Annotated in this window: 11 protein-coding genes; 3 read left to right on the top strand and 8 right to left on the bottom strand. The window is 46.4% G+C overall.

Annotated elements, in window-relative coordinates:
* Window positions 1-13: 13 nt before the first annotated feature.
* From MHB54_RS14190 to MHB54_RS14165, 6 genes are all read right to left on the bottom strand, one after another.
* Window positions 14-733: an ABC transporter permease gene (locus MHB54_RS14190; RefSeq protein WP_264454396.1), complete on the bottom strand. Its 720-nt coding sequence runs from the start codon at window positions 731-733 to the stop codon at window positions 14-16.
* Entirely contained in the window at window positions 717-1,643 is a 927-nt protein-coding gene (locus MHB54_RS14185; protein ID WP_071558057.1) for an ABC transporter ATP-binding protein, read from the bottom strand. The genes MHB54_RS14190 and MHB54_RS14185 overlap by 17 nt, the downstream gene beginning before the upstream one ends.
* A 174-nt stretch (window positions 1,644-1,817) precedes the next feature.
* Window positions 1,818-2,846, bottom strand: a complete 1,029-nt coding sequence (locus tag MHB54_RS14180; protein ID WP_155613698.1) for an NADH:flavin oxidoreductase/NADH oxidase — start codon at window positions 2,844-2,846, stop codon at window positions 1,818-1,820.
* Between the two features lie 317 nt (window positions 2,847-3,163).
* Window positions 3,164-4,468 carry an ABC transporter substrate-binding protein gene (locus MHB54_RS14175; protein ID WP_028540854.1) on the bottom strand — a complete coding sequence of 435 codons (1,305 nt, stop codon included), beginning with the start codon at window positions 4,466-4,468 and terminating at the stop codon, window positions 3,164-3,166.
* A gap of 106 nt (window positions 4,469-4,574) precedes the next feature.
* Window positions 4,575-6,221: a response regulator transcription factor gene (locus MHB54_RS14170; protein ID WP_264454395.1), complete on the bottom strand. Its 1,647-nt coding sequence runs from the start codon at window positions 6,219-6,221 to the stop codon at window positions 4,575-4,577.
* On the bottom strand, window positions 6,214-8,073 hold the full coding sequence (locus MHB54_RS14165; RefSeq protein WP_023990949.1) for a cache domain-containing sensor histidine kinase: 1,860 nt from the start codon (window positions 8,071-8,073) through the stop codon (window positions 6,214-6,216). The genes MHB54_RS14170 and MHB54_RS14165 overlap by 8 nt, the downstream gene beginning before the upstream one ends.
* A gap of 122 nt (window positions 8,074-8,195) precedes the next feature.
* Between MHB54_RS14165 and MHB54_RS14160 the strand changes: the two genes are divergently transcribed.
* Window positions 8,196-9,092: a carbohydrate ABC transporter permease gene (locus MHB54_RS14160; protein WP_264454394.1), complete on the top strand. Its 897-nt coding sequence runs from the start codon at window positions 8,196-8,198 to the stop codon at window positions 9,090-9,092.
* Window positions 9,092-9,922: a carbohydrate ABC transporter permease gene (locus MHB54_RS14155; RefSeq protein ID WP_013312583.1), complete on the top strand. Its 831-nt coding sequence runs from the start codon at window positions 9,092-9,094 to the stop codon at window positions 9,920-9,922. Before MHB54_RS14160 ends, MHB54_RS14155 begins: the two co-directional genes overlap by 1 nt.
* Before the next feature lie 104 nt (window positions 9,923-10,026).
* Here MHB54_RS14155 and MHB54_RS14150 read toward each other — a convergent pair whose 3' ends face one another.
* Window positions 10,027-11,715 carry a methyl-accepting chemotaxis protein gene (locus MHB54_RS14150; protein WP_264454393.1) on the bottom strand — a complete coding sequence of 563 codons (1,689 nt, stop codon included), beginning with the start codon at window positions 11,713-11,715 and terminating at the stop codon, window positions 10,027-10,029.
* A gap of 326 nt (window positions 11,716-12,041) precedes the next feature.
* Here MHB54_RS14150 and MHB54_RS14145 point away from each other — a divergent pair, with 326 nt between their 5' ends.
* Complete coding sequence (locus MHB54_RS14145; protein WP_309137760.1) at window positions 12,042-13,244, top strand: GTP-binding protein; 1,203 nt, start codon at window positions 12,042-12,044, stop codon at window positions 13,242-13,244.
* 60 nt (window positions 13,245-13,304) lie between these two features.
* Here the strand turns inward: MHB54_RS14145 and lepB are convergent, their stop codons facing one another.
* Window positions 13,305-13,925: a signal peptidase I gene (lepB, locus tag MHB54_RS14140; RefSeq protein ID WP_068939127.1), complete on the bottom strand. Its 621-nt coding sequence runs from the start codon at window positions 13,923-13,925 to the stop codon at window positions 13,305-13,307.
* Between the last annotated feature and the right edge of the window lie 88 nt (window positions 13,926-14,013).

Genomic DNA, 14,013 nt, shown 5'->3' with positions numbered 1-14,013 from the left:
AAAAACTCTCCATTTAGTCTTTTCTTTGATATGTCCATATGGATAAAAACAATCCAAGAAGAAAGGTCACGGATAAGCTGAACCATGCTATTGAAACATTGGTAGGTATAATCGCATTTCTTTCATTAGGAGATAAGAGATAGGGCACAATCCAAGGGTACCATTCACTTTTGTATATAAAATTCAAAAATATTGCAGTACAAACTACGAGTACAACCACCATGATGCTCTTCCAGCGTATAGCAAAAAAAGAGGCGATTGGGATTAACATCGCATGCATCACACACATTTTAGCAAACACTTGGATTTGGTATACCCAGATAGCCATCGTTAAAGGTCGCTCTGTAATGGACATGCCTAATAAGGTAGACAAAAACAGAACGAGAAATAAGGATACAATAATAAATCCATAAATAATGATCAATTTACTAAAATAAAATTTAACCCTGGTGACAGGCGTGGTAAACATAAATAGATGCGTGTTTTCCTGATACTCTCTTGCAAAAATATGACCGGTTAATATGTAGTAACTGATAAATCCGGCTGCAACATTGACGAAGAGAACTATGCCCTCGAAATAGTAGGTCCAACCCCGTTTATCAATTGAATATCTGTAAAAAATAGCGCTCGTCGCAAATTCCAACAGCACAACAGCCAGCAATATAATATAGCTCAACAAGAAGGCTTTAGAACTTTTAAGTTTAATGAGTTCTGCTCTAATCACGTCGCACATCCTCTCCCGAAATGAGAGTCAGAAAGTACTCCTCTAGTGTCTGCTTTGAGGTGTGTATCTCATAGACTGAAAACTGATGATCTATTAACTGTCTATTTAAGGTGGCTGTATTTTCAATCGGACTATGAATTCTTAGTTGTTGTGGGGATATCACCTGAGATTGAAGCTGCTTCATGTGCTCTTGCAGAAATGTTTGTACTGCTTCTGCATCGTCTACCTTTACATCTGTGTATTGCTCAAAACCTTCCTCCAACCGACTCAAACGATCTTCCGCTAACAGTTTTCCATTATGTATAATCCCGATGTGTGTAGCTAACTGCTGAATTTCGCTCAAGATATGACTGGAAATAAGAATCGTTTTTCCTTCTTCCTCGCACAACCGCTTCAATAGCTGACGAATTTCCTTAATTCCAGATGGGTCCAGTCCGTTCGTCGGCTCATCTAATATAAGCAACTCAGGGTCATGAACAAGCGCCCTTGCAATCCCTAATCTTTGCTTCATTCCTAGGGAAAAATTCTTAAACTTTTTTTTGCCGGTATGCTCTAATCCCACAGTCGTTAATGTACGTTCAATTCTTCCATTGTCCTGTACCCCCATGTACATACAGCAAATTCTTAGATTGTCGCGTGCGCTCAAATTTTCGTATAAACCAGGCGTTTCGATAATTGTACCTATTTTCGAGAAAATAGAAGGATAGTTTTTCTCCAGCCGCTCGCCAAATAAAAAAACCTCCCCACTTGTAGGCTCAATTAGCCTCATTAGCATGCGGATAGTGGTTGTCTTACCAGCTCCATTTTCACCGAGGAAACCGTAGATACTGCCACGCTCCACATGTAAGGATATGTCGTCTACGGCTACAGCCCCCCCAAACTGTTTGCGGAGCTTTTTCGTTTCAATAATATAATCCACTTTCAAACCTCCTAATCACTAAATAATACAAGTATACAAAATATAACCACTATTACGTGTAAGATTGCTTACACTGTACCATCTGTCCATAAAACAAAACAGGCACCTGACGAAGCGTACGCTTCGTTGCAGGTGCCTTGTTTATATATAAACAACGTGGGGATTACTTAGGCCTCAGTAGCCACGTTGATATTGTTCAGGTATGGAAGGCTTCTCGCCGCGTAGCGTCACTGCTGCATGAATCGCCCAATATGGATCGCGCAGCAATCCGCGTCCCACAGCGACCAGATCGGCATCCTCGTTGCCGATAACGGACTGCGCCAAGGCTGGGTCATCCAGTGCGCCGACAGCGATCACCGGGATGTTCAGTGCCTCGCGGATTTGGCGTGCGAACGGCACTTGATAGCCCGGATAGTTGCCCGGCTTCCTGGTGCCTGCAGGTCCTTCCCCGCCCGTGCTAACATGGATCACGTCTACGCCTGCAGCCTGATATGCACGGCTCAGCTCAATGGCATGATCCACATCGTACCCACCATCTACGTATTCCACTGCGCTGATGCGTAAGATTAACGGCATACCCGCAGGCATTTGCTTGCGTACAGCCTGAATAACCTCAACACCGAAACGGGATAGCTCCTGACCATACACGTCATCTCGCTTGTTCGTAACTGGCGAATGGAATTGGTGAATCAAGTAACCATGTGCCCCGTGAAGTTCAATCGTATCCACGCCCGCTTGAACCGCACGCCGGGCAGCGTCTGCGAATTTTTGCACCATGCCACGGACTTCCTCCGTGGTAAGCGCGCGTGGCTGTTTATAATTCGCATCCGGGTATGCAATGGCCGAAGGAGCAACTGGCTCAGCTGCATCCTCAGCTTTACGGCCCGCGTGAGCAATCTGGATGCCTACCTTGGACCCGTGCGCATGAATGCCGTCAACCAGCTTCTTATAAGCTGGGACATGCTCGTCTGACCAAAGACCCAGATCATAATCTGTAATCCGTCCATCTGGTTCCACGTCTGTCATTTCTATAATAATCAGGCCCGTACCTCCAATAGCCCGACTCAGGTAATGAACATGATGCCAATCATTCGGAATCCCGTCCTTGGCTGTCACCGAGTATTGGCACATCGGGGGCATCACCACACGATTCTTTAATTCCAAATCTTTCAGTGTATACGGTGTAAACAACGAATTCGTCAAAACGTTCATCTCCTTTTTACCTTTACCACATCAATGAAAATGCGTTCCAAATTACACGGTCTATTATAAACATGATCGGCATAGTCCAAACGGAATAAAGAGATTCCCTCCAAGGGGGATCTCTCACATTTGCAACTTGCAGTCATTATGTATGTCGTATGTTGTAGATATATTGCACACAACCTATTATCCACAACTCAATAACTTTTTGCAAGTAAATATTTAAATATTATTAAATATTTTTTTGTCTACGCACTCTCGGCCTCCTAGCTATAACACAAAAAGACGCCCTTACGGACGCCTCTGCGGAACCAATCTTATTGTGCTGAACCTAATTGCACCCATGCCTTCTCAATCTCTGCAACCGCCTGATCCTTATTCATGTTACCGCTGATATATGCTTGCATCAGCTCGCCAAATTTTTGGTGGAACGTATCCAGCGAGTAGTTAACAGACAGATCACCGGACTTCGACGTTTTCAAAATGCTTTCCATTTCCTTAGGCATTTCCAGATCAGGAAGCGGTGCATCCTTAATTGGAGGAATCACCTTCGCTACCTGGGAGAACCAGTTCTTGCCGTATTCCGAAGTGTACAGCCAGTTGAAAAATTCAATCGTTTCCTTCGATACTTCGGAATCCTTGTTGATACGCAGCGCCTGATCTGCACCGGTAATGATGACCGATTGATCAGCTTTGTCACTCACCGGATATCCCATGATGCCAATTTTAAGATCAGGATTAATTTTCTTGATTGCTTCCTCATCCCACGCACCTTTACCCGTCATAAACGCAGCTTTTCCGGATGCAAAATCACTTACTTCCGCATTGCTGTCCCGTTCCAGCGGCTTATCTGTGCCATGTTTCACCGTCAAATCAATGAAGTTAAAGAAGTTGTTGTACAGCACTGGGTAGTCCTTGATTTTTGCTTTGCCTGCGATAAAATCGCTAACGAGTTGCTTCGGTTCCACGCCCGCATCCTGCGCAGCAGCATCTACATAGTGTTGGAAGATATGCTTCCATACCCACCACTCTTTATATGCATTGGCAAATGGAGTAATGCCCTTCGCCTCTAGCTTGGTGACCGCATCCTGCATTTCTGCAATCGTCTTCGGCGGGGAGGTTACCCCAGCCTTGGTAAGCAAATCCTTATTGTAAATCAGCGTAAACAGGTTCCCCTTCACCGGGAATCCTAGCACTTTACCGTCACTGGAACTCATATTCGCTCGAACAGCATCCGTCATGGCTGCTGCCAGTGGCTCATTGGTCAGATCGGCGCTATAATCCGCATACGTGTCGATGTCGCCTCCTGCCGTCGTTTGGAATACATCCGGTGTACTACCTGAGGCAATTTTCGACTTCAGAATCGTGTTGTAGTCTGCCTGCATGATCTCCAGATTAATCTTCACGTTAGGTTTGACCTTCTTATACTCCTCGATATACGCGTTAAAAGCATCGGTATACTCCGGTGAGGCTGTGAACATATTTATTGTAACCGTTTTCAAATCTTCTTTGCCGCCAGCACTTTCTTTCGACGCATCCGTACCGCCGCTGCTTCCACATCCGCTCAACAAACCGACCGTCAAAAGCAAACTGCCGGATAACGCCATCATCTTCTTTAACATGGATACTCCCCCATTTGTTTGTGATCAACGTCCATGCGCTCATTCTAAAAAATATACTCCAATTTAAAAAGGCAGATTAGTGAAGCGTTAAGGGTAAAAAAGTGGTTTATTGCAGGCTTACGCGATACTCAGACGGTGACACCTGATAATAATTACGAAAAGCCTTACTGAAATAATTTTTATCTTTGTAGCCAAGCATATCCGAGATTTCCTGTATTTTCAGGCTAGAATCACCCAGTAGCTCCTTCGCCTTGTCCATTCTAACCTTCTGCACATATTCGTGAATACCGTAACCAAACTGCTGCTTGAACAGCTTCATCAGGTATTCCCGACTCAAAAAATAGGTTTCGGCAAAAAACGAAATTTTGATATCCTCAAAATAATAACGATCGATGTGCCTTTTGATGTCCGTTATGTCAAAGGGCTGGTTCCCCGCTTGAGCATGTTGGACCCCAGCAATGTAAAGCTCCAGCATTCGATTCAATCTCTGACCGTAGTGGACAAAGCTCGTAAAATCAGCAGACAAATCGCTTTCCCCCACTTGCTCCAGATCTTCCAAAGCTCCATCTTGATTCAACGCTGACGTAGACGCACCCAACTCAATCGCAGCTTCTCTCAGTAAAAAATGGAACTCCTTCATCATTCGATCCGCATCCTGTAAACGGAAAATAGGGCCTGATGCCAATTGTTTCAGCAGATCGCCCAGCAGTACCTTTGCCCGGTTTGCCTGACCTGTCTGAGCATCCTTTTGGATCGACAACAGTCGCTCCGTCCATGACATTTCCTCTAACGTACCCATTTGCCGTGGCACTGTATGAAGAATGGATTCCCCTTCCAGCTTTAACACATCCGTGCTGTGAATGAGCGTCTTGGCATCCATATAAGCAGACGCTAGCTCCAATACATCTGTGCAGAGCTTACCCAATCCGGCAACTACCACCATGCTGAACAGCCCATGCAGGTTGGCCACCGCCTTCTGTGTCACTTGTGCCAATAGTAAGGCCATATGTTCTTCTTGTCCTGGGGCCAGGGTACAGATCGAAACGACCTCACGCTCCCGTCGCGGATGGGAGAAGCTAAAACAACTCAACCGTTCATCTGACGTCTGAGCTAACACATTGGTCACGGCAAAATCCATCAGATCGGCATCGCCATGAAAACGCGTCCTGCGAATCTCATCCCTGTTCAGCAGCCGCAGCACGATCACCCCAAAGCGATTCCCCTTCTGATCCGCTCCGATCAATGGGAGCAACGCCGTATTGGCCTGCCTTTTAAAGCTACCGTCCAAAATGGACAAATATAGCTTCTCTTTCAGCTTCGGCAGTGACATATTCAGCGTAATGTTCTGGCTAATGAACTTGTTTTTGCTTTGCTCTCGACTTTCCAGAATGTCCACTGCTTTGCGCAGTGCCTGGTTCAGATCCTGACGATTGATAGGTTTGAGCAGATAGTCCACCACCCGGGATTGTATCGCCTGCCGTGTAAATTCAAAGTCGTTGTAGCCGCTAATGACAATCGTCAGCAGATGGGGATATGCCTTTTCGATCGCGCGAAGAAATTCGATACCGTTCAGCTCAGGCATTTTCATATCGACCATCACCACATCTATATGGTGCTGACCCAACAGCTCCAGTCCCAACCTTCCATTCGTCGCCTCATAAATATGTTCGATGCCCAGACGGTCCCAGTCCCCGATAATACGAATGGCTTCGCGCAACGGCTCTTCATCGTCAATAATCAATACGTTATACATGACTACTTCCTCCCCGGGGAATTTGCATTCTCATTTCCGTTCCCGTTTCATCCGTAAGTATGAATAATCCTGCCTGATCTCCGTACAAAAGCTTCAGCCGTGTGTTCAGATTTTTCAAACCAATATGCTCGCTCTCCCGTTCTTCCCATTTTTCATGGAATGAATCCAGCACCATTCTCAGCTTGTCCTCTGAAATTCCAGGTCCGTTGTCCCTGACTGCAATTGTGGCATTTGTAGAACTCGATTCGGCTGAAATGACGATCAGAATATCGCTTGATACTTTTTCCAACGCATGCTTGATAGCGTTTTCCACCAACGTCTGCACAGATAATCTCGGGATCGGCAACTCCATCAGCGTTTCCTCCCATACCACTTCGACCCGCAGTCTCGCGCCGAACCTTGCTTTTTGCAGACCTATATACCGTTCAATGTGCTTGAGCTCTTCGCGGGCAACTACGATATCCTTGCCGTTGATGGAATACCGCAACGTTTGGGCCAATGCATCCACCATATCCGCCATGTCGAACATCTCCCGCTTTAATGCCTGTGTGGATATGGCTTGCAGGGCATTGTACAGAAAATGAGGATTAATTTCAGCCTCCAACGCCTTGAGTATGGCATTCTTTTCGACCAGCTTCATGCGATAGCGCTCATTAATAAGTTCTTCGGTTCTTTGGACCATTTCGTTAAAATGCAGCGACAAATATGCAATCTCGTCATGTCCCTTCACAGGAGCTGTTGCTCCAAAATCTCCGGTGCTAAACCGCTTCATCTGGGTGGACAGCTTATGTAAAGGTCGGGTAATGGCGTTCGAGGTCAGTGTCACTAATATAATAGACACACCTAAAAATAAAGCCCCGATGGCATAGCTCCAATTCCGTGTTGTCGTAGCTGCTTCATAAATCTGGCGGTATGGGATGGGCTTGATGAGCTGCCACCCATCTTTTTCACCAGCATCATAGACGACCAAATACTCCTGATTGCCACTGCTATCTGACCACGTTACTCGCCCGCTTCCTCCCTTGCCGATCTGTGCCAACACTCCGGAATCACGCATCCGCTCATATAGCGGAAAGCTATTCACATAAAAGGGAACCCCTTTAGGGCTCATTAGCATCAATTGGTCCCCTTTGCCCAGTGGGATGTTCTGCATGATTTCATCCACGGCGCTCGTATTGTAATAAAAGGACAGCACCGCCTGCGGGTGACGGGATGCAATCGACCTCAGCACTCGATGGTATGCCATAAAGCTGGCTTGTGGCGCCACATAGCCCATATCAGAACGGGACCCTACAAAGGATTGAAATGATTCGTTCGTGGTACTAGCCATCGCCTCTTTATACCAAGGAAGCTTGGGAATATCCGTGTTTATTCCTTTGCGCACCGTAATGTTGTACGTCTCCCTGGTAACCACATAGTATTGATGTCGGTCCGCCACGTACAGATAGATCGCTTCCAGATCATTACGTGAATAAAACATGCTGCGCAAGTAATCTTCAATGACCATTCGCGAAGCATAGTCCCGGTTCTCATTGGCAATCGCGTTCATGATATCGTTATAACGTAGCTGTGGAAGAGCCAACTGCTGCATTCCCTCCAAGTAATCCTCCAAATTCTGATTGACCAGCAGCAGATTATTGGTCGTGCTGGCGATGCTATGGTTAACCGACTCCTTTTCAATCATCTGATAGGAAATAATTGTGAGTGAGCCCACCACCAGAATAATCACCGAGGTAAAAAGAAGAATGAGCTTGTTCACTAATTTTTGCGTGATCCTCCTCCACATGGAGCGAAGAATCGTTCCTACGCGCTCTGACATCATGATAACCGCCCCTTTTGAAAGCGTACACATTTTTACCCTCAACTGTTTTCTTAAATCCATTGGTCCGGCCCTAGGGGCTATCCTATACTTTCATTATATCTTAAACAGCTTGGAGCGAAAGAGCGGAAAATGTTGAGAAAAAGAGGTGCGTTATGCTGAAAAAAAGGGGAACCTGGGGCGACAAGGGTAGTAAACTGGAATTCGGTTTATTCACACTGCCCGTAATCTTGTGCATTACGATTGCATTTTATATTCCGTTTTTGATGACGATACGCTATTCCCTGACCAAGTGGAACGGCATATCCAAACATCCGAAATTTGTAGGTTTGGATAACTTCAAGCAAACCCTGCTTGGGGACGCCAATTTTGCACATGCAGCCTGGTTTACCGTCAAGTATGCCATCCTGTACATTGTATTGGTGAATGTGCTGGCCATTTTGCTGGCGCTCGTTCTCGATATGAAGCTGAAAAGCTCGGCTTGGCTGCGGGCGGCCTTCTTTATCCCGTATATCCTCAGTCTCGTGATTGTCGGCTTTATATGGAAATTCATCTTCATGCAAGGCTTTGAGTCACTGGGACACAGTACAGGCTGGGGTATCTTCCAGCTGAGCTGGCTGGGTGAGGAAGGGCTCGCGTTTGTTTCCATTTTGGCGGTATCAATCTGGCAATCCATTGGCTTTTACATGGTCATTTATATTGCAGGCTTACAATCTGTGCCAGAGGATCTAAAAGAAGCTGCCATTGTTGATGGCGCGGGGCCGATTCGGAGATTTTTCAGTATTATTCTACCGATGCTCGCACCTTCCATTACGATCTCAGTCTTCATGGCACTGACCAACTCGATCAAAGTGTTTGACGTCATTTTATCTCTGACCGGCGGTGGGCCGGGAGGTACAACATACAGCATTGCGTATGATATCTACCGGGACACGTTCCAGAACAATCTGTATGGCTACGGAACAGCCAAAGCATTGATTTTATTCGTTGCAGTCCTGATCATTACGATTATTCAATTGTCTATTTTCAAACGCAGGGAGGTTGAAGCCTGATGCAACGCAGCCGTACGGGACGTATTTTGCTAGAAGCGGGCATGATTGTATTATCACTGTTATTTTTGTACCCGCTGTTTCTCGCCATTAACAATTCGTTCAAAAGCTTCGCTGAGGTCATGACCGACGTCATTGCGCTGCCCAAGCAGCTTTCGCTGGATAATTACGTATATGTATGGAAATTCATCGACTATCCACGCCTATTTCTCAATAACACCATTATTACCGTCGTCGGCCTGGCAGGTATCGTGCTGATATCTTCCATCGCGGCCTACAAGCTGGCAAGAACCAAAAGCAAATGGAGCTCCGTGATTTACATGCTGTGCATTATGCCGATGCTGATCCCGTTTCAGTCCATCATGCTCACTGTCTTGCGACTGGCGAAAGACTTAAATCTGGCAGACAGCACTTGGGGACTTGGCTTGCTGTATTGGGGCTTCGGCGCACCGCTGGCAGTGTTTATCTATCACGGCTTCGTGAAAGGTATTCCGGCTGAGATCGACGAAAGCGCTAAAATCGATGGGGCCTCGGGCTTCCGGCTTTTCTTTTCCGTGATTTTTCCCTTGCTGAAATCAGTCACCGCCACCATTGTCATTATCGACGTGATGTGGATTTGGAACGATTTTCTGCTTCCGCTTCTCATGGTTAACGGCTCACCTAGCACCAAAACGCTGACGCTGGCCGCCTACACCTTCGTTGGACAGTATACGTCAGACTGGCAATATGCCATGACCGCGATGGTAATGGCTGTGCTTCCTTCCATTATCGTATTTATTTTTCTGCAAAAATACATTGTTAAAGGCGTCGTCGCTGGAGCCGTCAAAGGCTGAGTCAAGTATTCGAAGCCAGATGCAAAAAAAAGAGGACTTGCGTGTTGTTCGCGCAAGTCCTCTTGTCTTCGTGATATCCATCATGGGCTTCTGTACAGTATTCATTAAGCCTTAAACTGGCCTAGCGCTTTTAGCATCTCTTCCATAGCAAGCTGTAGGTCAGCAGAGCAGGTATTTAGACGGTTAATCTCTTCCATCTGGTCAGAGGCTGCAACCGATACTTCCTGTGAGCCGCCGCTCGTCCTGCGGGCGATGAAAATAATTTCAGTAGCAGAAGCGGTAACTTCCTGCACACCTGCCGACATTTGTTCTGCGGTTGCTGCCATGCTTTCGATCCGTTCCGCAATGTGAGTGCTTCTTTCTACGATATGTTCGAAGCTGTCATGTGTCTTGTTCATCATCCGCAGCCCGCTGTCCACATGCGTTACCACATGTCCAATCGCTTCCGCCGAGCGCTGTACATCTCCATCAATGTTTTGGATGAGCTGCGCCACTTGGCGGGAGGCTATTCCCGATTGATCTGCTAGCTTCCGCACCTCGGATGCTACAACCTCGAATCCTCGTCCCTGCTCACCTGCGCGAGCAGCTTCAATAGAGGCATTCAGCGCCAGCAGTCCCGTCTGTTCAGATATTTCCTGAATAACCTGCATGATTCCGGTGATTTCACCCGATTGACGGTGTAGCGCTTGAATCAGAGCATCCGTATGCTGGATGGACGAATGCAGCTCCCCCATCTGTTCCACCGTGAGGCGCGCCGTTTCCGCTCCTGCCTCCGCCTGTTGCTTGGAGTAGATAGCAGCTTCCGCAATCTCAGAAGCATTTTCCGCGACATTCTGAATGACCTGAGCCATCTCTTCCATCGCCGTCTGATTTTCCAACACGCTTCGGGTCTGCGCTTCGGCTCCGTCTGCAACCTGCCGGATGGTGTCTGCAATCCTATTGGCCTGCCTGGTCGATGCTTCAGCAATGACAGCAAGCCGCCCCGTTGAATCGGCTACCGCTCCACAAGCATGCATGCCCTCGGAAATCAAAATGCTCAAATTTTCTCGCATTTCATTATAGTTGACACTCAGCCGCCCAAGCTCATCTCCACTCCGGTCAAGCAGGACAGAAGTAAAATCCCCCTGACCTGCCTTGGCGAGCGCTTGGCCTACACGGCTCAGTCTGCGGTTTACCCTGCTCATGTACCAGAGAATCACGGTTAGCGATATCGCAATAGCAATCACAATCACAATCATAAACTGGCGGATAAACCCGCTAATGATCCCGTCAATGATCGATTGCGATGCACCTACATACAGAATGCCAATCACAGCACCGTCTGCACTGCGAATGGGTGTGTACGCAGCTTGATACGGTTTTCCAACTACTACCGCTTGACCATAATAGGGCTGACCCTGCTTTAAGACAACGGTAGCCACCTTCTCCGATACTTTCGTGCCTACAGCGCGTTTGCCCTCCAGCATGACATTCGTCGCTACCCGTTGCTCCCCTTGAAAGAAAGTCACTGTATCGCCTGTTGCCTCGCCAATTTCATCGACGATTTCCTCATTATTGTTAATCCGTTGGCTCCCCTTATATAATTGCCCGTCCTTGATCTGCCATGCCCCGCTATACTTGTAGTCCACTAGGCGGGTTGCCATATTCAAGTCATTTTTAGCCTTTTCGGTAGCAAAAGCCTCAATACCCTCCTGCATTCGGCTAGTAGCCACATAAGCGATCACGACAGACAACACTATCAAAATGCCGATCACCATACCACTAATTTTTGTGCCTATTCCTATTGTCCGCATGTATTGGATACGTCCTCTCTAATCTGACGCCATGCCGTCACAACTCTATACAACTTAGGCTGAATCTGTTCCATCATGGATACTTATTTTATCGTACAAATTACCTAAAATTTTAATTATTTATCGATTTGAAAATTAATACAGTTCTTATCAGGTGACCTTACCTTCCTTGACAATTCCTCTTAATAATGATTTACTAATTTTACTATTCGTAATTATTACGATTAAAGTAGAATAAAGAAAGCACGTCTGCTTTCCTATCTCGCATGATACCACTACAGCACATTCGACATTTCATGATACTTTCGAAGGGAAGAGTGATTACGTTGGCAAACGCTATGGAATTGGAAAAGAAAATACCGGTCACGGTACTAAGCGGGTACCTCGGCTCCGGCAAAACCACACTGCTGAACCATGTGCTGAATAACCGGGAAGGCTTGCGGGTAGCCGTCATTGTCAATGATATGAGTGAGGTAAACATTGATGCTGATCTCGTTCGTGACGGTGGAGGATTATCTCGTGTGGATGAGAAGCTGGTGGAAATGTCCAACGGTTGCATCTGCTGCACCTTGCGGGAAGATTTATTAAAAGAGGTAGAACGACTGGCACTCGACAAAAGGTTTGACTATATCCTTATCGAGTCCACGGGTATAGGTGAGCCCATTCCGGTAGCCCAGACCTTCAGTTATGTAGATGAGGAAAATGGAATTGATTTGACCAAGCTGACCCGACTGGATACTATGGTCACCGTCGTGAATGCACCGGAATTTTGGAAAGACTTCTACTCTAGGGACTCCCTCAGGGATCGCGGACAGGAAGTGGCAGAAGAGGATGCACGCGGCATCGTTGATCTGCTCATAGAACAGGTGGAATTTTGTGATGTGCTGATCATTAACAAATGCGATCTGGTATCCCCAGAGGAGCTGGAACGATTGGAAAAAGCGTTACGCGGCATTCAACCAAACGCCAAAATCATCCGTTCCGAGTACGGTAAGGTGGACCCAAAAGAGATTTTGAACACGCATCGCTTCGATTTTGAAACAGCTAGTCAGGCGGCAGGCTGGATACAGGAAATGAACAAAGAAGAGCACGTACCGGAGACAGAAGAATATGGCATTGCTTCGTTTGTGTACAAGCGCAAAATCCCATTTCATCCCGAACGTTTGTTGAAATGGCTGGCTCAATGGCCTGCTGAGGTTGTACGTTCCAAGGGATTGGTGTGGCTCGCCACGCAGAACCGCACTGCTTTTACATTCAGTCAGGCGGGTAGCTCCAAACAATTCGCACGCGCAGGACTGTGGGTATCTGCTTTGACTGAAGAAGAACGCCAATACTATCTTGGCGAAGATTTCGAAAAGACACCTGACTGGGACGAAAAGTATGGTGACCGGGTGACCAAACTCGTATTTATTGGTATCGATATGAACCGGGAAGAAATCGAGCGCACTCTGGATGAGACACTGCTGACCCCTGAAGAAATGGAGCAGGATTGGCGCAAGCTGCCTGACCCGTTTACGAAAAAAATATAATGAGGTTATAAAATAAAAGCGCCTTAAGTGAGGAATCCCCCCCTCTTAGGCGCTCTTATATTATTTATGCTTAACCCATTGTGAGCTATCCACCGGCCAAAAAATCACATCCGCACGGCCAACGATATCTTTAATAGAAACAAAACCAATAGCACGACTATCCCTACTATTATTGCGGTGGTCGCCCATCACAAAAATATAACCCTCAGGTACCTTGGAATCGGTTATGGTCCCATTTGGAAAATCAACATTGTTATATAGTTCTCCCTTGGCGTGCGCATCCTGAATAGCTCCCTGAATGTATGACTCCTCTACTTTCTTACCGTTCACATAAAGATGATCTCCTTGATACTGAATCGTATCTCCAGCCACTCCAATAACACGCTTAATAAAGTCTTTTTGTTCCTTTCTCACATGGAATACAACAACCTCACTCGGCTTAGGATCACGAAAATCGTAAATCACCTTGTTCACGACCACTCGTTCATCTGTCTTGAAATTCGGTTCCATGGACGCTCCCTCAACAATAAATGGCGCAAATAATAGCCAACGTATAATGAACACGAGCACAATGGCTACAATAATGGCCTTAAGCCAATCGATCATCTCATTTTTCACTCGTGGCTGCTTTTCCTGCAATTGTTCGACAGTTGAATCCGTCAAATGATTTCCACTCTCCATGCACTAAACCCACCCTTTCTCACAGTTTTCATTCCTATTATATGTATAATGTTTAAGTATAATCAAATTTTCCCAGTCTGGCAAAATT

It is taken from the genome of Paenibacillus sp. FSL M7-0802 (assembly GCF_038004945.1).
In the GTDB taxonomy this organism is placed as follows: domain Bacteria; phylum Bacillota; class Bacilli; order Paenibacillales; family Paenibacillaceae; genus Paenibacillus; species Paenibacillus polymyxa_B.
Note: the sequence above shows the minus strand (reverse complement) of the source record. Positions and strands in the feature narration are given on the sequence as shown.